Source organism: Accumulibacter sp., assembly GCF_029255125.1.
In the GTDB taxonomy this organism is placed as follows: Bacteria; Pseudomonadota; Gammaproteobacteria; order Burkholderiales; family Rhodocyclaceae; genus Accumulibacter.
Window position 1 is genome coordinate 275,236 of record NZ_JAPUVR010000100.1, and the last position, 19,764, is coordinate 294,999.

The window sequence follows — 19,764 nt, forward strand, 5'->3', positions numbered from 1 at the left end:
TTTTCACGACGGGTGCGGCCGGTCGGCCACCGGCGGTCAACACGGACGGCCAGCGCATGAGTCGCGCGCAGAAGATCGGCGTCGTTTCGCTCGGGTGCCCGAAAGCGCTGGTCGATTCGGAACAGATTCTCACCCGCCTGCGCGCCGAAGGCTACGTGATTTCTCCGTCGTACGACGGCGCCGATCTGGTTCTGGTCAACACCTGCGGCTTCATCGACGCGGCCGTCGAGGAGTCGCTGGAGGCGATCGGCGAAGCGCTGAACGAGAACGGTAAAGTGATCGTTACCGGTTGCCTGGGGGCGAAGGGCGATGTCGTCCGGCAGGCGTATCCGCAGGTTCTGGCGGTGACCGGGCCGCACGCAACCGACGAAGTGCTGCAGCACGTGCACGCGCATCTGCCGCAGCCGCACGATCCTCTCACCAGCCTCGTGCCGGCGCAGGGGATCAAGCTGACACCGCGGCATTTCGCCTATCTGAAAATCTCCGAGGGGTGCAATCACAGCTGCACTTTTTGCATCATCCCGGATCTGCGCGGTCCGCTCGTCAGCCGGCCGATTGGCGACGTGCTGCGCGAAGCCGAGGTGCTGGCGGCGGCCGGCGTGCGCGAACTGCTGGTCATTGCGCAGGACACCAGCGCCTACGGCGTCGATCTGAAATACCGGACGAGTTTCGTCGGTGGCCGGCCGCTACGCAGCCGCCTGCGCGAGCTGTGTCAGGCGCTCGGCGAACTCGGGGTGTGGGTCCGCCTGCACTATGTCTATCCCTATCCGAGCGTCGATGAACTCATTCCGCTGATGGCGGAAGGGAAGATTCTGCCTTACCTCGACGTGCCGTTCCAGCACGCCAGCCCGCGCATTCTGGCGGCGATGAAACGCCCGGCGAGCGCGGAAAACAATCTCGAAAGAATCCGTGCCTGGCGCGCGGTCTGCCCGGAAATCACCCTGCGCAGCACCTTCATCACCGGCTTCCCGGGCGAGAGCGAGGCCGAGTTCGCAGAACTGCTGGCTTTCATCGAGCAAGCCCGGCTCGATCGCGTCGGCTGTTTCGCCTATTCGCCGGTCGCGGGCGCTGCCGCGAATGCGTTGCCCGGGGCGCTGCCGGAGGAGGTTCGCGAGGAGCGGCGGCGGCAATTGATGGAGTTGCAGGAAGATATCTCCGCCGAACTGCTGGCAGGCAAGATCGGACGTGAAATCGAGGTGCTCGTCGATGAGGTCGACGACGAGGGAACGATCGCGCGCTCGTCAGCCGACGCGCCGGAAATCGACGGGGTGGTCTTCGTCGAAGGTCATTTTCACGCCAGGCCGGGCGACTTTCTGCGGGTGCGCGTGGTCGATGCGGACGAACACGATCTCTACGCCGAAGTCGTCGGCGATCCGCCCTGAGGAACGCCGGCGGGCTGCGCGAGCGAGGTCAATGGCGCAGCGCGCAGGCGTCCGGCGGGCAGCCGGCGAGCAGGCCGGCAATGTCGATCGAGTCGAAGGTGTAGCGGTGGCCGCAAAACTCACAATCGACGTGCAGATCGCCGTGCTCGTCGGAGGTTTCGCGGAGTTCGTCCGTGCCGAGCGCGAGCAGCATGCTGGCGGTGCGTTCGCGCGAGCAGTTGCAACGGAAGCTGAACGCCTCGGGGGCAAACCGGCGCAGGTCCTCAGCGTGGAACAGGCGGTGGAGCAGGGTGGTCGGGTCGAGTTCGAGCAGCTCGGCTGGCCGCAGCGTGGCGGCGAGTGTGGCCAGTCGATTCCAGCCGTCGCCGTCGTTGCTCGGCGCCTCCGGCATGCGCTGGAGCAATAGCCCGGCGGCAAAGCGCTCGTCGGCGGCGAGCCGAATCCGTGTCGGCAACTGCTCGGAGCGCGCGAAGTAGTCTTCCAACGCACTCGCCAGCGTTTCGCCCGTCAGGCTGACGACGCCCTGGTGCGGCTCCCGGCCCTGGCCAGGATCGAGCGTCAGGATCAGCCTGCCGCCGCCGCACAAGTCGCTCAAGGCGGCCATTTCAGGCTGACCTTCCCAGCGCGCGAGAGCGCGCAGCGTGCGCTCGCCGCTGACTTGCACGACGAGCAGGCGCAGCGGCCCCGGCGCCTGAATCTGCAGCGTCAGGCGGCCGGCAAACTTGATCGTGGCCGCCAGCAGCGCCGCCGCTGCGCTCGCCTCGCCGAGCACTCGGCGCACCGCTGGCGGATACGCGCGGCGCTCGAGCACCGTCCGCCAGGTGGCGTCGAGCTGGACGATCTCGCCGCGCACGGCGAGTTGCTCGAAAAGGAAGCGGTGCAGGAAATCGCGCTCGGGCATCGTTGGTGGCAGGCATCAGGCGTTGGGCAGGGCGGCAGATTACTCGCTTGGCAGGCTTCGCACAAGACATCGCGCGCGACGTTCGGGCGGGCGAGCGGAGCAGCGAATTGCTCGTCGGCAAGCCGCCAGGGCAAGCGGAAATCAACCCTTGTGCCGATCGTCTGATAAGATGTCCGAGTCTGCCAAGATATTCGACCCTACTTTTCGTGCAGCCTGGTCTACCTTCGATCCCGACCTACATCCGGGCAGCCACCCGGTTGCTGTCGCTGCCGGGTTGCGCTTGCGTACGGCCAATCGTCGCCGGAGAAATGTCATGATGCTCGCTAAGCTGAAGGTTGGCCGCCGCCTCGGCCTGGGGTTCGGCATGCTGCTGACGTTGCTGGTCGGCATCGCCGTGGTCGGCTTTTCCAGCATGGAATCGCTCAATGACAAGGTCAAGGTGATTGGGCAGGCCAACTTCCCCAGCCTGATGCTCGCGCAGAACCTGTCCGAGGCGGAATACCGGATGGCGCGTGACATTCGCACCTTGGTCATCGTCAGCGATCCCGAAATCATCCGGAGCGTCAAGGGCGACGTCGAGCAAGCGCGCCACGATTTTCAGCGTGCCTGGGATGAACTCGACAAGCATGCGCTCTCCGAGGAGGGCCGCGCACTGCTGTCGCGAATCAAGGAGGCGCGCGAAACGGCACGGCCGGCCAACGACCAGGTCGTCGCACTCGGGGTGGCCGGCAGGACCACTGAAGCCAGCCAGGTATTGCTCGAACGGGCTTTTCCCGTTAACCGCAAGGTGCAGGAATTGCTCAGCGAATTCATGGACCTGCAGGACCGCTTCACACGCGAACGAATTGCCCAGAGCGAGCGGGCGTATGCTACGGCACGCTTCTGGATGGCACTGCTGGCGGTGATCGCGCTGCTTGCCGGGAGCGTCACCGCTTTTCTGATCACGCGCAGCATCGTCCGCCCGCTGGGCGGTGAGCCAGCGGCGGTACAGGAGATCATGCAGCAACTGTCGGAAGGCGACCTGTCGGTATCTTTGCCGGTCGCGGCGGGCGACACCTCGAGCATGGCGTACGCGGTCAACGTGATGATCGGCACGCTGGTGCGCCTGGCCGAGCGGGCTGAAGCGATTGGCCAGGGCGATTTCTCGCGCGATCCGCCGCTGCTCTCGGCGCGCGACCAACTCGGCAAGGCCGTCAACCGGATGAACCAGATGCTGCGCCAGGCGCAGGAGGAGAACGAAGCGCGCAACTGGATCAAGGACGGCTACAACTCTCTGTCGGCCGAGTTGAGCGGCGGAATGTCGGTACAGCAACAAGCGGACACGGCGATCAGCGTGCTTGGACGCTACCTTTCGGCGGGCCGTGGCGTGCTCTACATCCATCGCCCGGACGACGGGACGCTGGATCTGCTCGGCAGCTACATGCACGTGCAGCGCGCGCATCTGGGTAACCGCTTCCGGCTTGGCGAGGGCGCTGTCGGACAGGTCGCGCGCGAGAAGAAGCCGATCGTCCTGACCGCGGTTGCCCCGGACGCCGCGCCGGTCGTCACCGGCGTCGTCAACGCGGCGCCGTACTACGTCTACACGTATCCGCTGTTGCGCGAAGATGCCTTGCTGGGGGTCGTCGAACTGGCCGGATTCGAGCGCTTCGACGCGCTGAAGCTGGAGTTCCTGCTCGGCGCAAGCGAGCGGATCGCGGCCTTTCTCTACGCGGCCGAACAGCAGGAGCGCGTGCGCACGCTGCTCACCGTGGCGGAACACGCAGAACAGGAGGCGCGCGCGCAAAGCAGCCGCCTGCAGGAAGCCAACGCGCGCATGGAGGAGCAGCAGCAGTTGTTGCAGCAGCAGGCCGAGGAACTCCGTCAGAGCAACGCCCAACTGGAGGAACAGCAGCAGCAGGTGCAGCAGCAGAGCGAGGAACTGCAGCAAACCAACACGCAGTTGCAGGAACAGCAGCGCCAGCTCGAGCAGAGCAACGTCGAGTTGCGCCGCTCGCGCGAAGAGCTCGACGCGAGGGCACGGGAACTCGAACGCTCCGGTCACTACAAATCGGAATTCCTCGCCAACATGTCGCATGAACTGCGCACGCCCTTGAATGCGATCATCCTGCTTTCCAAGATGATGGTCGCCAACGAGAAGCGGCACCTGGATCCGGAGGAGACCAAGCAGGCGGAAATCATCCATCGCTCGGGCGAGGACTTGCTCCGGCTGATCAACGATGTGCTCGACCTCTCGAAGGTCGAGGCAGGCCGCATGGACCTCACCTGGTCCGAGGTCGACAGCAGCGCGCTGGCGACGAGTTGCCAGGAGCTGTTCGAACAGACGGCGCACGAGCGCGGTCTGAGCTTCGTCATCGACGACGAGGTGCGCGGCAGTTTTGTCAGCGATGCCGACAAGATCGGGCAGATTCTGCGCAATCTGCTCGCCAATGCGTTCAAGTTCACCAAACAGGGCGGCATCACCCTGCGTTTCCGCCGCCAGGGCGGCGACGCGCTGCCCATTCGGATCGAGGTGCACGATACCGGCATTGGCATCGCGCAGGATCAGCAGAACGTGATCTTCGAGGCGTTTCGCCAGGTCGATGGCTCAACTTCGCGCGAGTACGGTGGCACTGGCCTCGGTTTGACGATCAGTCTGCGCTTGGCTCGCCTGCTGGGTGGCGAAATCGAGCTCTCCAGCGCGCCGGGCAAGGGCAGTGTCTTTGCCTTGCGCCTGCCTGAGCGGCCGGCCGGCCACGCGCCGGCGGCGAGCCTGCCCGCGCGGGAAGCTGCGCCGCACGCCGAGCCGGCGCCAGCGATCGTCGATGACCGCGAGCGGCTGGCGGCGGGCGACCGGGTCATCCTGCTGATTGACGACGACCCGGCGTTCGGATTGGCCTTGATGGAGATCAATGGCAAACTCGGCCACAAGACGCTGGTTGCCGCGTGCGGCGCCGACGGCCTGGCGCTTGCCCACCGCCATCGCCCGGCCGGGATTCTGCTCGATCTGGGCCTGCCGGACATGGACGGAAACCGTGTGCTGCATGCGCTGAAGACCGACCCCGAACTGGCGCAGATTCCGGTCTACGTGATTTCGGCACGCGATCGCGATGCCGCGCTCCTGCGCCAGGGGATCGTCGGCTACCTGCAAAAACCGGTCGATGCCGAACAGATCGCGCGCGCCGAGAGCGAGGTATTGGCTGCCGGTGCCGCGCTGTTGGTGGTCAGCAGCGGTGGTATCGGTGCCGAAGAGATCTCGCGCATCGCCGGTTTCCGCTGTGGACTGGTGCGTCAGTGTGTGGACGACGCGGCGTTGCAGGAAGCGCTTGCCGAGCGCGTCTGGCGCCTGGCGATCGTCGACCTGAGCGGTCGCAGCGTCGACGACGGAATCGCAGTCGCCGAAGTGATCCGCCGATCCGACCCGCGCAGCGCGCTCCTCTTCTTTTCGACCGATCCGCTATCCGAGCAGGACGAAGCGCGCCTGCGCGCGTACACCGACAGCATCATCGTCAAGACGCCGCAGGTTGATCGGCGTCTGCTCGACAACATCGAACGCTTTGTCCGCGAGGCGCCCAAGGCGAGCGACCGGCGGGTGGCCATGGAAAGTGGCGAGGCCGCCGGGAAGCGCCTGAGCGGACGGCAGATTCTGGTGGTTGACGACGATCCCCGCAACCTCTTCGTGGTCACCGCTGCGCTCGAGCAGAACGGCGCTCTCGTGCGCGGTGCGATCAACGGCAAGCAAGCGCTCGAGGCGCTGGAAAAGGGCCAGGTCGATCTGGTCGTCACCGATATCATGATGCCGGAAATGGACGGCTACCAGACCATCGCGCGGATTCGCGGCAACCCGGCCTTGGCCGACCTGCCGATCATCGCGCTCACCGCCAAGGCGCTACCCGAGGACAAGGAAAAGGCGCTCGCCGCTGGCGCCAACGACTACCTGTCGAAGCCAGTCGATTACGACGTGCTGATCAACATGGTTGCCCTCTGGTCGGCACGGCGCTGAGACGGCGATGGGGGTCGTCCGCCTGGCTTCTGACCAGCGCCGGCACATCGGTGTCCTCGGCCGCCTGCAGTCCGCGGCGGAAAGGGCCGAACTCCTGGCGCTGCTGGATGAGCCATCGGTCGCCAACGAAGCTCTGGAACTCGACGTCTACGACGCCGACACGCTGCCCGCGCCGATCACCGAAGCCCTCGTCCGGCTGCTCGATCGGGGCTGCACGCTGCGGATTGTCGCCTATCGGCCGCTGCTGGTTCACTGCCTGACGCGTCTGGGGCTGCCCGTTCGGCAGGTGGCGCGCAACGACGGACTGACCCCGCTCGAGCCGTGCCGGGCGTTGGTTCTCGGCGGCTCGGCCAACAGCCTGGACAAGATTCTCCAGATCGTTTCCCATCTGCCGGTGAGCGAGGCGGTGGTGTTCGTCGTCCAGCACGTCCAGGAGGACGCGATGAACTGGCTCGACCGGCTGTTGCAGACGCGCACCGGCTACTCGGTTCTCATGCCGCAGCACCTGGTGCCCGTTGCGCCGGGTACGATCTACGTCGCGCCTCCGGCGCATCACCTGAAGGTGGCGCACGGGCTGATCTATGTCACCCGGGATCGCAAGGTTCGTCATGCGCGGCCATCGATCGACACGCTGTTCGAGTCGGTGGCCGGCGAGTACGGCAAAGGGGCGCTCGGCGTTTTGCTCTGCGGTTTCGGCCACGACGGCGTCGACGGCTGCGCCGCGCTGCACAAGGCGGGTGGCTGCGTGATCGTCGAGGACGGTGACGATTGTGGGGATGCGCGCGTCTTGCCGGATGCCGCGCGGCATGCCGGACACTTTGACCAGGTGATGAAATGCCCGGCGATCGCCAGCGTTGCGGCGGCGGCGGTTGTCGGGCCGCACGCCGAGCCCAGCGGCGAACTGCTCGATCTTTTTCTGGAGGCGCTCTGGCGGCAGTACGCATACGACTTTCGCGGCTACCAGCGCGATAGCCTGACCCGGCGGATCAAGAACCTGATGGGCCGCTTCGGCTTGCCGGGTTTCGCCGATTTTCAGCGGGCAGTTCTCTCACAGCGGCCGCTGATCGAACGGATGGTGGCTGAAATCTCGGTCGGGGTGACGGGTTTTTTTCGTCATCCCGAACAGTTTCGCCTGCTGCGCGACGAGGTCTTGCCGTATCTGGCCAGTTTCTCGGTGCTCAAGGTGTGGTCGGCCGGTTGCGCCACCGGCGAGGAGGCGTATTCGCTCGCGATCCTGCTCGACGAGCTCGGCTTGCTGGCGCGTACCCGCCTCTTTGCTACCGACATCAACGATCACCTGCTCGATCTGGCGGGGAGCGGCCTGTTCCCGACGGAATCCTTGCCGAGCAGCCGCGCCGACTATCTCGCCAGTGGCGGGGTAGGGGATTTCGCGGCGTACGTCGAGCAAGGCAGCCGCTACCTGAAGATACGCCAGCGCGTGCGCGAGGCGGTGCTTTTCCACCGGCACTCGCTCGTCACGGAAGGTGTCTTCAACGAATTTCAGCTTATCGTGTGTCGCAACGTGATGATCTACTTCGATCGTGACGTGCAAAGAAGGGTGTTGCGCCTGTTTGCCCGCTCCTTGCATCCGGATGGCTTTCTCGTTCTTGGTCCGCGTGACGGACTGATCCAGACGGCGCGCGAAGAGGGCTTCGTCCCGCACTTCGGCGATGCCCAGATTTACCGTTTTCATGGGACTGCTCGCCATGACTGACGACTTCGTCATCCTCGTCGTTGATGACAACGCCAACAACCGCTTTGCGCTGCGTGTTCTCCTGTCCCGCCTGCCGGAAACCGAGGTGATCGAGGCGGCGGCCGGAGAGGAAGCGCTGATGCATACGGTGACGCGCGACATTCATCTGATCCTGCTCGACATCCAGATGCCCGGTATGGACGGTTTCGAAACTGCCCGTCATCTGCTGATGACCGAGCGCACGCGCAACATTCCGATCATTTTTCTGACTGCCGTCTTCAAGGCCAAGGAGTTCATCGAACGCGGCTTCGCCATCGGTGCCGTCGACTATCTGACGAAGCCGCTGGAAGACAATCTTCTCCTCTCGCGAGTCCGCTTCTATCAGGTGCTGCACGCGCGCGAAAACCGCCTCGCCGACGTGGTCCGGCAACTGCGTCGGCAGGAGCGCTCGTTGAGCATCGCCTTGAGTCAGGCGGAAGCCGCGAATCGCACGAAAAGCATCTTTCTGGCCAACATGAGCCACGAGTTGCGGACGCCGCTCAATGCCATCATCGGGTTTTCCGAGGTCGTCGCCCGCTCGGCGACGATCGGCCCGGAAGACCGGAAGAATCTGGAGATCATTTATCGCTCGGGAAATCATCTGCTGGCCTTGATCAACGAGATTCTGGATTTCTCGAAGATCGAGGCCGGGCGCGTCGAAGTCGTCGACGAAGCGACCGACCTTGGGCTACTGCTCGATGAAGTCATCAAGCTCTTGCTGCCGCGCGCCGAGCAGGCCGGTTTGACGCTGCTGGCGCAGGTCGAAACGATTCCGGCGGTGGTGCGCGTCGACGCCACCAAGCTGCGTCAGGTGCTGCTCAATCTGTTGGGTAATGCGATCAAGTTCACGCGACAGGGGAGCGTCGTGCTGGAGGTTCGCGGTGACCCGGCGACTGAAGGCGCGGTGCGCATCGAATTCGCCGTGCGTGACACTGGAATCGGTATTGCGCTCGCCGATCAGCGGCGGATCTTCGAACCGTTCACGCAGATCGTGACGCATGCCATTGGCGCCGGTACCGGCTTGGGTCTGGCCATCACCCAGCGCTACCTGAGCATGATGGGCGCCGAACTCACGGTCGAGTCGACCTTGGGCGAGGGCTCGGTCTTCCGCTTTACGCTGGTCGCGCAACTGGCGACGGAAGCTGTCGAAGTGCCGGCCAGCAAGGGCGCGGTGATCGGCCTCGCGGAAGCCGATCGCGGCAAGCGCATTCTGATCGTAGACGACGACCCGGACGCGCGCCGACTTCTGGTGCAAATCCTCGCACCGCTCGGCTTCGCCCTGGCGGAAGCCGTCGACGGTATGGATGCGATCGCGCGCACGGCGAGCTTCTGCCCGCAGCTCATCCTGATGGACTGGCGTATGCCCGAACTCGACGGCTTGGCGGCGATGCAGCAGATCCGCGCCGAGCAAGGCGAGAAGGCGCCGCCGATCCTGATGTGTACGGCGAATGTGCTGGGAGAGCAGCGCAGCGAGGCAATCGCCGCGGGAAGCAGCGGCTTTCTGGTCAAGCCGGTGCGGCGGGATGAACTGTTTGCGGCGCTGGAAGAACAGCTCGGGCTATGTTTTCAGCGTGAGAGTACCGAGCAGCAGAAAGCGGCGGCAGTCGTCATTTCGCCGACAGATCTGGTCGCAGAGATCGCCACCCTCTCCGACGAGATCAGGGATGCCTTGCGCAAGGCGGCCGAGGAACTGAACACGAGCGAGGTCGGCGCCTTACTCGCCCGAGTTGCGGACGATCATCCCCACCTCGCCCGGCATATCGCCGCGATGCTTGAAGAGTTTCAATTCGAGGAGCTTATCGCCTTGCTGCACGCGTGATGCGGTCGCTGTGCCCGACCTGCCGCCGGGTCGACCGGTGTGCTGCTCGTCGGCGACATTCTGCCAGGCCTCGGCGATCCGCGTCGGCGTCTGCTTGCCGTCGATCGCGGGCGCCAGCGTCGTTCAGGAAAGGCTGCTCTGGTAGCGGCGGGCTTCCGCATGCTGCGCCTTGAACGCGAGCTCGACGCGCGTACCCGGGCCTGGCCGCACGTGCAGCTCGCCTTCGATCTGATTGACCAGTCCGGCCATCAGTTGCGAACCCAGCGTCTTGCCGCGTTGCAAGGAGAAACTGGCGGGCAGGCCGACGCCGTCGTCGGTCACTGCGAGGCAAACTCGCTGCTCCTCGTCTTCCCACAATTCAACCACGACTGTCCCGCTCTGGCCCTTCGGAAAGGCGTGCTTGAAGGCATTGGTGACCAGTTCGTTGACCACCAGTCCGCAGGGAATCGCCGTTTCCAGCCCAAGAACGATCGGTGCCAGGTGGCGTTCAATGGTAACTCCGGGCGTACACAGTTGCTGCGCCAGGTAGCTGATGAGCTGCTCGAGAAAGCTGTCGAAGGCGATGCTGGACAAGTCCTCAGACTGGTAAAGCTGTTCGTGTACCAAGACCATGGCGCGCACACGATCGGCGCTCTGCGTGAAAATGGCTTTTGTCGCCGCGTCGCCGATTTCGTTCGCCTGCATGTTGAGCAGGCCGCCGACGACCTGCAGGTTGTTCTTTACGCGATGAAAAATCTCGCGCAGCAGAACTTCCTTCTCGCGCAGCGAGGCCTGGATACGCGCTTCGGCGCGCTTGCGCCCGGCGATATCGGCGTGCGTCCCGAGCATGCGTAGCGGTTGCCCGTCGGCGGCGCGGCTGACCACCTTGCCGCGCGCCTGCACCCAGTGCCAATCACCCGAGCGGTGGAGCATGCGGTACTCGACGTCATACTCGGGCAGCTCGCCGTCAAGATGGCGCTGCAGGTTAGCCTCGACCATCGGCAAATCGTCCGGATGCACGCGCTCGCTCCAGCTCTGGCGGGTGGCTACGAACTCGCCAGGAGCGTAGCCGAGCATGGCGTACCAGCGATCGCTGAGGAACAGCGACTGGTTGTGGACGTCCCAGTCCCAGACGCCGTCGCTGGTCGCTTCGATGACTAGGCGCAGGCGTTCCTCACTCAGTTGCAAGGCACGATTGGCTTGCGCCAGTTCAGTGGTGCGCTCCCGTACGCGCAGTTCGAGCTCGCTTTGAACCTGCGCCTGCCGACGCTGCAGGCGCCACAGGTCGAGGTGCGTGCGCACGCGCGCCAGCACCTCGGCCGGCTCGAACGGTTTGGTCAGGTAATCGACGCCGCCGACGGAAAACCCCTGGATCTTGTCGGCCGTCTCATTCAGCGCGCTGATGAAGATTACCGGAATCGGCGCCAGACGTGGATCAGCCTTGATCTGCCGGCAGAGCGTGTAGCCGTCCATGTCGGGCATGCGGATGTCGAGCAGGATCAGATCCGGCGCTTTCGCGGCAACCGAACGCAAGGCGAGGACGCCGTTCGAAGCTGGGCGAACGCGGTAGCCTTGCTCGGCAAGGAGCATGCTCAACAGCTTCAGATTGGCCGGCGTGTCGTCGACGACGAGAATTTCGTCAGGGGTCTGGGTAGTCATGGTGCTGATTCCTGGTGGTCGTGCGCTAAGCGCTTCGCCGCCCGATTCCGCGGGCTGACGAGATTTTGTCGGCAGCGCACGCTGCGCGTCTCTTGTAGCGCGCGTTCGACGCGGTAACTACGGCGCGGTTCGCTCGCTGCACCGCGTGACCCATGCCCCTCAGATCCGCCATCGCCTGCTCTCCTTTTCCGGCGTTACGAGTCCATCATTATACGGTGCTGGCTGATCACAGGCCGTCGCGGTAGCGACTCGTTTCGCGGTTTTCTTCGGCAAAACAGACCTCGATGCGCAACCCGCCCTGCCGATGGAAGGAGAGCGTACCTTCGATCTGGTTGACCAGTCCGTTGACCAGCCGCCAGCCGAGACTCGTGCCGTGCTGCGGCGAAAAGTTCTCCGGCAGGCCGATGCCGTCATCGGCGACGACGATGGAGATCGTTGCATCGTCGTTGCGCCGCAACTCGAGCTCGATGCGGCCGCTCTCCCGATCGGGGAAGGCGTGCTTGAAGGCGTTGCTGATCAGCTCGTTGATCAGCAAGCCACAGGGGATCGCCGTATCCAGCCCCAGGGTAAGCGTTTGCAGGCGCTTGACGATGCACACCTTCGGTCGCGCGAACTGGTGCGCCAACTGCTCGATCAGTTGCTCCAGATAGCGGTCGAAAGCGATGCTGGCGAGATCGGCTGAGCGGTACAACTGCTCGTGAACCAGCACCATGGCGCGCACCCGGTCGGCGCTTTCGGCAAAACGCTCGCGCACGGCCGTGTCGGCCACACCCTGGCCCTGCATGCTGAGCAGGCTGACGACGACCTGCAGATTGTTCTTGACCCGGTGGTAGATCTCTTTCAGCAGGACTTCCTTCTCGCGCACGGAAGCCTGCAGTCGGGCGCGCGCTCGGGTGCGCTCAGTGGTGTCGACGGCAACACCGATGACGCCGTTGACCTCGCCGTCGAGGCCGAGGTAGGGTGAGTACACGGTCTCGAAGACGGTCTCGCCGATCTGGCTCTCTGTTCGCCGCAGGCGCCCGCTGAGGACGCAACGCAGGTCGGCAAGCACCGCCGGGTAGTCGGCAAAGACCTCGAACGCCGAGCGCCCGACGACTTCGCCCGGCTGCAAACCCAACTGGGTCAGCGCCAGCCCCTCGGCCAGCCGAAAAATGCCCTGCTGGTCGAGGACGTAGATGACGATCGGCGAATTCTGCATGACGATGCGGAAGCGGTGCTCGCTTTCCTTGAGCGCCTGCTCGGTGCGGGCATTTTCGGCGATCATCTGCTTAAGTTCGGCGTTGGCCTGCAGCAGGTCGGCGGTGCGCCGCTGCACCTCGCTTTGCAGGTGCCAGTTGTGCGTCGCCACTTCGCTCTGCAGGCGGTGCAGGCGCAGATGCAGTGCGATGCGCGCCAGCAGTTCCTCGGGTTCGAAGGGCTTGCCGACGAAATCGGCGCCGCCGCAGGAGAATGCCCGTACCTTGTCGAAAGCGGCTTCTGATGCGCTGACGAAGATCACCGGGATGTCGACCGTCGAGGGCTCCGCCTTCAGACGAGCGCACACCTCGTAGCCGTCGATGCCGGTCGCCAGTTGTGGCTTGAGGAGGATCAGATCAGGCGGCTCGGCCGCCGCGGCGGCCAGCGCGGCCGTCGCGCTGAGCGTTGGCCGCGGGCGATAACCATGCGCCGCGAGCAGGCGGGCCGACTGCCGGAGGCTGTCGCGCAAGTCGTCCAGGAGCAGAATGTTCGCCGGAACCGGAGTCATCGCCGCCCGTTCATCGGGGCTCGCTTGCTCGCCTGGCGAGTTCCGAGCGCAGCGCCGCGGCGATTTCCGGGTAGTCGAAGTCGGCCGCCCGCGCGCTCGCCCAGTCGGCGACCGTAGCATCGGCCGCCTGCAGGGCGGCTGCCAACTCGAGCACCCGATCGCTGTGCAGGCGGACGCTGGCTGCCAGCATGTCGTGCAGCCAGGCGGTCGGAACGCGGGTCAGCGGCGGTGGGCTGGCGGGTGCCGTCGGCGAGCGGGTAGCGGTCGGCGTGCGCTGCTCATCGGCCGTGCTGGCTTCGGCCGTGTGTGCCAGGAACGCGGCAAAGCGGCGGTCCTCCTTCGCCGTGTGGTTCAGATACCACTCGCGAAAGAACGCGAGCAACTCGTCGAAGTCGATCTGCCCGGAGCGCAACTCCATCAGGACGATGTTCAGCTTTTCGAGCAGCGCCAGATGCAGGACACGGTGCGCTTCAAGTTCGGGATAGCCGTTTTCGAAAAAGATGTTTTCTTCGCTCTGAAAATGGAAGGCAACGTACTTGATCAGTTCCTGCAGCACGCGCGGCGCCAGCGCGCGGTCGGTCTTGACGCTTTCGAGACGGTTGATCAGGGCGACGAAGGTGCGGTGCTCGAGGTCGATTTCCTCGACGCCGACGGTGACGCCGGGATCCCAATCGACGTAATCGGCCATGGTCGGGTCAGGTGCTGGCTCGATGCTCGCCGGCGGCGAGCAGTGGTGCGAGATCGGGCGGATCGCTCGCCCGGCTGAAGAAGTGGCCTTGGATCAGATCACACGCCTGCTCGCGCAACCAGTCGAGCTGCGCTTGCGTTTCGACGCCTTCGGCGATGACCCGCAGGCCGAGCGCATGGCTCATCGTGATGATGGCCGAGACGATGGCTGCATTTTCGCGGTCGCCCGGCAAGCCGCTGATGAACGAGCGGTCGATCTTCAGGTTGTGGATCGGAAAGCGCTTCAGATAGTTCAGGCTCGAATAGCCGGTTCCGAAGTCATCGACCGAGATCCGCAAGCCCATGTTGCACAGGTCGCGCAGTGTCGAGCTCGCCTTTTCGGGCTGCTGCATGATCGCCGATTCGGTCAGTTCGAGCTCCAGACGCTTGGGATTGATCCCGCTTTCGGCGATCGTCGCCTCGACGATGTAGAGCAGCTTGGGGTCGCGGAACTGGCGACCGGAAAGATTGACCGCCATGTAGAGGTCGGGCGCTCCGCCGTCGTGCCAGGTGCGCAACTGCTTGCACGCGGCGTCGAGCACCCATTGACCGAGCGGTACGATGAGGCCCGAGTTCTCCGCCGTCGGGATGAATTCACCCGGATAAACCAGGCCCAGCTTGGGATCGCGCCAGCGGACCAGGGCTTCGACGGCGTGCAGTTTGCCGCTGGTCGTGTAGATCGGTTGATAGTGCAGCTCGAACTGCTCGCCGGCAAGCGCCCGGCGAATGTTGGTTTCGAGCAGAATGCGGCCGGTGGCCTGTTCGCTCCACTCGGCGGAAAAGAACGCGCAGCCGTTCTTGCCCAGTTCCTTGGCGCGATACATGGCGTTGTCGGCAGCCGCCAGCAGGCGCTCGGCGGTACTCGCGTCGTTCGGAAACAGACTGACGCCGATGCTGATCGTCAACCAGACTTCTTCTTCGCCGATCTGCGCCGGCCGCTCCATCGCCTGCAGCAGATTGCTGGCGACGCGTTGTGCCGTTTCCGCCTTGTCGATTCCGGTCAGCACGATGACGAACTCGTCGCCGCCGATGCGCCCGACCATGTCCGACTCGCGGACCGCGGTGCGCAGCCGCCTGGCCGCTTCCTTGAGCAGGGCATCGCCTGCGGCATGCCCGAGCGTGTCGTTGACCAGCTTGAAATTATCCAGATCGATGAACATCACGGCCACGCCGAGGCCGTGTTGCCGGCTCATTGCCAGCGACTTCTCGAGCATGCGCGTCAGATGCGTCCGGTTGTGCAATCCGGTCAGGTGGTCGAACTGCGACAGGTAGACCAGTTGCGCCTCGGCCGAACGGCGCGCGGTGATGTCCTGTACCTGAACGATGAAATAGAGCGGTGCCCCGCCATCGCTGACCAGCGAGACCGACTGCATGGCCCAGGTGATCTGCGAGTCCGGATGAACAAACCGGATTTCGGTCTGAAACGACGGAGCGCCGCCAGTGATCAGATCGTAGATTTGATTATTCAGATGCTCGCAGTCGTCGTGGTGGCAGACCGACTGCAGCGTGACGCAGCGCGCTGCGCCCGGCGACAGCCCGAAGATGGCGCATGCGGCGTCGTTCAGTTGCAGGAAGCGGCCGTCGAGGGCGACCAAGGCCATGCCGATTGCGGCAAAATCGAACGCCGAGTGAAAGCGCTCCTCGCTTTCGGCCAGGGCACGCTCGACTTTCCGGCGATGGCTGATGTCGCGCAGGACGATGACCGCGCCGAGCAGCGCATTGTCGTTGTCCAGGATCGGCGCGGCGTTGTACTCGACCACCGTTTCCCGGCCGTCAGCGGCGATCACCAGCGCCGTGCTGTTCTGCGTCAGCGCTATGCGCGTGGCAAGCACGGTTTGCGCGGGTTCGTCGATCGCCTGCTGCGTATGCTCGTCGATCAGTCGAAGCACACTGCCAATCGGCGCGCCGAGCACGGCTTCCTCGTCGACGCCGAGCAGTTGCCGAGCCACCGAGTTCAACAAACGCAAGGCGCCGTGCTCGTTGGTCGCCACCACGCCGTCGCTGACGCAGTGCAGCGTCTTGGCGAACCAGCGTTCGTTCTGGCGCAACTGCCGTTCCATGCGGTGTTTGACGAGAGCAACTTCGATCGTGGCGCGCGCGTCGTCCGGTCGAAAGGGCTTGACCAGGTAACCGTAGGGCAGCGTTTCGCGTGCCCGCTGCAGGGTGGACAGGTCGCTGTACGCGGTCAGATAGACGACCGGAATGTCGTGCCGGCCGCGGATCAGCGCGGCGGTTTCGATGCCGTCCTTGTCGCCACGAATCACGATGTCCATCATCACCAGATCGGGCTGGATGTCGTAGCACAGGCGCAGAGCCTGGTCGCCGCTGGCCGCGATGCCGGTCACCGCATAGCCGAAAATCTCCAGCCGCTGACTGAGATCCATGGCGATGATCGCCTCGTCCTCGACGATCAGAATTCTGGTTTTCTCCTTCAGGGTATCCATGTTCAAGGTTCCCAGAGCGTTCCCGGTCAAAGGGCGTCCGCTGCGTCTGCTCGGGCGCGGCGCAGCCCAAAGTCGAGGTCAAAGGCAAAGGACAGGAACTTTCATCGTACCTCAGCCAGTATAGGATCGTCCGTGAAATGATGCACGGAAGACGGCCGGCGATCGAACAGCCGGGTGGGCGAGGGGCGCTGCGGGGCGGCGCCGTGGCCGCCGCGGTTCAGTGGAAATTGCGGCTGTGCACCGACAATTGGCCGAGCAGTGCACTCAGGTCGACCAGACGCTTGGCGACCAGATGGACGACTTCGCCAGCGCGCTGGATCTGGCCAAAGACCCCGAGCAAACGGGCGCCGAGCAGCTCGCGACGCTGCCGGTCGACCAGCCACGCGTGTACGACGATGTTGGCCAGCCCGGTTTCGTCTTCCAGTGTGACGAAAACGATGCCGCTCGCCGTCCCCGGCCGTTGCCGGCAGGTGACGATACCAGCAGCGCGGACGAGCTGGCGGTCGGCCGCCTGGTGCAATTGCTCGGCGGCGACGAAACGCTGCGCGGCAAGCCGGGTGCGCAAAAGCGCCAGCGGGTGGCGACCGAGGGTGAGTTTCATCCCGGCGTAGTCGGCTACCAGGTCTTCGCCTTCCGAGGGCGCGGCGAGGACAGCGGCAGTCTCGCGCAGCGGAACATCGCTCAGCAGATCGATCGTCGGGGAAACGCCGGCCGCCGCCCAGGCGGCTTGTCGGCGGTGCCCGGCGAGGTCGGCGAGAGCGCCGGCGGCGGCAAGGAGCTCGAGGTCGCGCCGGCTGGTCTGCGCGCGTGTCGCCAGATCGGCCAGGCTGCTGAAGGGCTGCTGTCGGCGGGCTTCGACCAGCCGCCTGACGCCGTCCTGTGCCAGGCCCGAAATGCTCGCCAGACCGAGGCGGACGGCGGGCTGTCCGCTGCTCGCGTGCGTCCGCGCCGCTTCCAGCCGGGCCTCCCAGAAACTGAGGCCAATCGTCGCCGGGCGCAGCTCGACGCCGTGCCGGCGAGCATCCTGAATGAGCTGTGAAGGCGAGTAGAAGCCGAGCGGCTGGCTGTTGAGCAGGGCGCAGAGGAAGGCCGCCGGGTGGTGGCACTTGAGCCAGGCGGAAACGTAAACCAGCAGTGCGAACGAGGCGGCGTGCGATTCGGGGAAGCCGTATTCGCCGAAACCCTTGATCTGCGCGAAGATACGCTGCGCGAAAGCTTGGTCGTGACCGCGCCGGCGCATGCCCGCGATGAGCTTTTCCTCGAACGTCTGCAGGCCGCCCTTGCGTCGCCAGGCGGCCATTGCCCGGCGCAACTGGTCGGCTTCGCCGGGCGTGAAGCCGGCGGCGACGACTGCCAGTTGCATCACCTGTTCCTGAAAGATCGGCACGCCGCAGGTCCGCGCGAGGACGGCGGCGATTTCCGGACGCATCGCTTCGATCGCTTCCTCGCCGTGCCGGCGGCGCAGATAGGGATGGACCATGTCGCCCTGGATCGGTCCCGGCCTGACCAGCGCGACTTCAATCACCAGATCGTAGAAGTTGCGCGGCTTCAGGCGCGGCAGCATGGCCATCTGCGCGCGCGATTCGATCTGGAAAACGCCCATCGTGTCGGCCGCGCAGATCATGTCATAGACTGCCGGGTCTTCGGCCGGGACGTCCGCCAGGCGGCAGCCGATCAGGTCGAGCGCGCGATGGATGGCCGAGAGCATGCCGAGGGCGAGAAGGTCGATCTTCAACAGGCCGAGCGCGTCGAGATCGTCCTTGTCCCACTGGATGACCGTGCGTTCGGCCATGGCGGCATTTTCGATCGGTACGAGACGCGCCAGCGGGCCGCGCGAAATGACGAAACCACCGACGTGCTGCGAGAGATGGCGCGGAAAGCCACGCAGCGCGTCGGCCAGCGCCAGCCATTTGGCGACGCGCGGCGCGCTCGGGTCGAGGCCGACCGCGCGCAGGCGCTCGGGGAGTTGTTCGCGTTTGTCCCACCAGGCGAGCGAGGCGGTCAAAGCGTCGATCTGCGCCCGTCCGAAGTCGAGAGCACGGCCGACATCGCGTAAGGCACTGCGCATCCGATAGGTGATGACGGTGGCGGTCAGCGCCGCGCGGCTGCGTCCATAGCGTGCGTACAGATACTGAATGACCTCCTCGCGCCGTTCATGCTCGAAATCGACGTCGATGTCCGGTGGTTCGCCGCGCTCGCGCGAAATGAAGCGCTCGAAAAGCAGGTTCGAGCGGGCAGGGTCGACTTCCGTGATGCCGAGGCAGTAACAGACCGCCGAGTTGGCAGCCGAGCCGCGCCCCTGGCAGAGGATGTTGCGTTGGCGGGCGAAGTTCACCAGGTCGTACACGGTCAGGAAGTAGGCTTCGTAGGCGAGTTCGCCGATCAGCGCGAGTTCATGCTCGACGCGCTCGACGACGCTTGCCGGCGCGCCCGCCGGATAGCGCAGGGTCAAGCCTCGGTTGACCTCGGCGCGCAGAAAGGCCGCCGCCGTCTGGCCGTCGGGAGCGACCTCGTCCGGGTATTCGTAGCGCAACTCGGTGAGCGAAAAGCGGCAACGCTCGGCGACGACCAGGGTTTCGGCAAGCAGTTCGGGCGGGTAGATGCGGGCCAGTTGTCGGCGCGGGCGCAGGTGCCGCTCACCGTTGGCAAACAGGGCGTTGCCGGCGGCGAATACGGTGGTGTTGAGGCGGGTTGCGGTCAGCGTGTCCTGCAGCGGACGGCGGCTGCGCAGATGCATGTGTACATCGCCAGCCGCGACCGCCGGCAGGCCGCAGGCAGCGGCCAGGGCCAGCCGTCGCTCGAGCAGCGCCGCGTCGTTCGGTCCGCAGTGCAACTCGATCGCCAGCCAGGCGCGCCCGGGAAAACAGCGTGCCAGCCATCGCCCGTCGTCGGCCGTGGTCTCGGCGGCGGGCACCCAGAGCGCCAGACAATTCGCCAGCAGCTTGCCGCAAACTGCGCCGTCAGGGCTTTCCAGATCGCTGCGGTAGAGCTGGTAGGCGCCTTTGGCCGAGCGCCTCCGCGCTCGGCTGATCAGTTCGGCCAGATCGCCATAGCCGGCGCGATTCTCGGCGAGCAGGACGAGCCGGTAGCCGGCGGCGCCTTCGTCGGCGAGCCGAAACTCGGCGCCGACGATCAACCGCAGGCTGCCGGTGGCGGCCTTGTGCGCGCGCACGATGCCGGCCAGCGATGCTTCATCGGTGATCGCCAGCGCGCTGTAGCCGAGCGCCTGCGCCCGTTCGACCAGTTCCTCCGGGTGCGAGGCACCGCGCAGAAAGGAAAAGTTCGAGCAGCAATGAAGTTCGGCGTAGGGCGGAGGATCGGCGGCCATCTTGGGTGACTGTTGTTAAGAACAGTATACCGTGCATCGCCGCAGGTGTTGCCGCGTGTTTCTGGTTTCCC

10 protein-coding genes are annotated in these 19,764 nt (G+C 65.1%); 4 read left to right on the top strand and 6 right to left on the bottom strand.

The features are described from left to right. Positions 1 to 56 precede the first annotated feature (56 nt). Positions 57 to 1,382 (top strand): 30S ribosomal protein S12 methylthiotransferase RimO, encoded by a 1,326-nt coding sequence (gene rimO, locus Q1L59_RS09590; protein ID WP_300331407.1) that lies wholly within the window; start codon positions 57 to 59, stop codon positions 1,380 to 1,382. Between the two features lie 28 nt (positions 1,383 to 1,410). On the opposite strand, the gene hslO is transcribed toward rimO, so the two are convergent. Next, entirely contained in the window at positions 1,411 to 2,283 is an 873-nt protein-coding gene (gene hslO, locus Q1L59_RS09595; RefSeq protein ID WP_300331410.1) for an Hsp33 family molecular chaperone HslO, read from the bottom strand. A 313-nt stretch (positions 2,284 to 2,596) separates the two neighbouring features. Between hslO and Q1L59_RS09600 the strand changes: the two genes are divergently transcribed. From Q1L59_RS09600 to Q1L59_RS09610, 3 genes are read left to right on the top strand one after another with little or no spacing between them, the layout of a single operon-like run. Further along, on the top strand, positions 2,597 to 6,262 hold the full coding sequence (locus Q1L59_RS09600; RefSeq protein ID WP_300331413.1) for a response regulator: 3,666 nt from the start codon (positions 2,597 to 2,599) through the stop codon (positions 6,260 to 6,262). A gap of 7 nt (positions 6,263 to 6,269) precedes the next feature. Continuing rightward, entirely contained in the window at positions 6,270 to 7,976 is a 1,707-nt protein-coding gene (locus Q1L59_RS09605) for a CheR family methyltransferase (RefSeq protein ID WP_300331417.1), read from the top strand. Then, on the top strand, positions 7,933 to 9,813 hold the full coding sequence (locus tag Q1L59_RS09610; RefSeq protein ID WP_300331420.1) for a response regulator: 1,881 nt from the start codon (positions 7,933 to 7,935) through the stop codon (positions 9,811 to 9,813). The genes Q1L59_RS09605 and Q1L59_RS09610 overlap by 44 nt, the downstream gene beginning before the upstream one ends. A 123-nt stretch (positions 9,814 to 9,936) precedes the next feature. Here the strand turns inward: Q1L59_RS09610 and Q1L59_RS09615 are convergent, their stop codons facing one another. The 5 genes from Q1L59_RS09615 to Q1L59_RS09635 all read right to left on the bottom strand — a co-directional run bounded on the left by Q1L59_RS09615 (position 9,937) and on the right by Q1L59_RS09635 (position 19,693). Beyond that, positions 9,937 to 11,451, bottom strand: coding sequence for a response regulator (locus tag Q1L59_RS09615; RefSeq protein WP_300331423.1), 1,515 nt, complete (start codon positions 11,449 to 11,451; stop codon positions 9,937 to 9,939). A 226-nt stretch (positions 11,452 to 11,677) separates the two neighbouring features. After that, complete coding sequence (locus Q1L59_RS09620) at positions 11,678 to 13,195, bottom strand: histidine kinase dimerization/phosphoacceptor domain -containing protein (RefSeq protein ID WP_300331426.1); 1,518 nt, start codon at positions 13,193 to 13,195, stop codon at positions 11,678 to 11,680. A gap of 10 nt (positions 13,196 to 13,205) precedes the next feature. Next, positions 13,206 to 13,883, bottom strand: coding sequence for a bacteriohemerythrin (locus tag Q1L59_RS09625; protein ID WP_300331428.1), 678 nt, complete (start codon positions 13,881 to 13,883; stop codon positions 13,206 to 13,208). Between the two features lie 7 nt (positions 13,884 to 13,890). Next, positions 13,891 to 16,365: an EAL domain-containing protein gene (locus Q1L59_RS09630; RefSeq protein ID WP_300331431.1), complete on the bottom strand. Its 2,475-nt coding sequence runs from the start codon at positions 16,363 to 16,365 to the stop codon at positions 13,891 to 13,893. A 217-nt stretch (positions 16,366 to 16,582) separates the two neighbouring features. Beyond that, the gene (locus tag Q1L59_RS09635) at positions 16,583 to 19,693 is read right to left on the bottom strand and encodes an error-prone DNA polymerase (protein WP_300331434.1); all 3,111 of its coding nucleotides are present in this window, start codon (positions 19,691 to 19,693) and stop codon (positions 16,583 to 16,585) included. Positions 19,694 to 19,764: the final 71 nt, after the last annotated feature.

Bases quoted from the DNA above. Each gene is read 5' to 3' on its own strand.
- Q1L59_RS09625 (WP_300331428.1), bottom strand. From the start codon at position 13,883: ATGGCCGATTACGTCGATTGGGATCCCGGCGTCACCGTCGGCGTCGAG.
- hslO (WP_300331410.1), bottom strand. From the start codon at position 2,283: ATGCCCGAGCGCGATTTCCTGCACCGCTTCCTTTTCGAGCAACTCGCC.
- Q1L59_RS09610 (WP_300331420.1), top strand. From the start codon at position 7,933: ATGCCCAGATTTACCGTTTTCATGGGACTGCTCGCCATGACTGACGAC.
- Q1L59_RS09615 (WP_300331423.1), bottom strand. From the start codon at position 11,451: ATGACTACCCAGACCCCTGACGAAATTCTCGTCGTCGACGACACGCCG.
- Q1L59_RS09635 (WP_300331434.1), bottom strand. From the start codon at position 19,693: ATGGCCGCCGATCCTCCGCCCTACGCCGAACTTCATTGCTGCTCGAAC.
- Q1L59_RS09600 (WP_300331413.1), top strand. From the start codon at position 2,597: ATGATGCTCGCTAAGCTGAAGGTTGGCCGCCGCCTCGGCCTGGGGTTC.
- Q1L59_RS09630 (WP_300331431.1), bottom strand. From the start codon at position 16,365: ATGGATACCCTGAAGGAGAAAACCAGAATTCTGATCGTCGAGGACGAG.
- Q1L59_RS09605 (WP_300331417.1), top strand. From the start codon at position 6,270: ATGGGGGTCGTCCGCCTGGCTTCTGACCAGCGCCGGCACATCGGTGTC.
- rimO (WP_300331407.1), top strand. From the start codon at position 57: ATGAGTCGCGCGCAGAAGATCGGCGTCGTTTCGCTCGGGTGCCCGAAA.
- Q1L59_RS09620 (WP_300331426.1), bottom strand. From the start codon at position 13,195: ATGACTCCGGTTCCGGCGAACATTCTGCTCCTGGACGACTTGCGCGAC.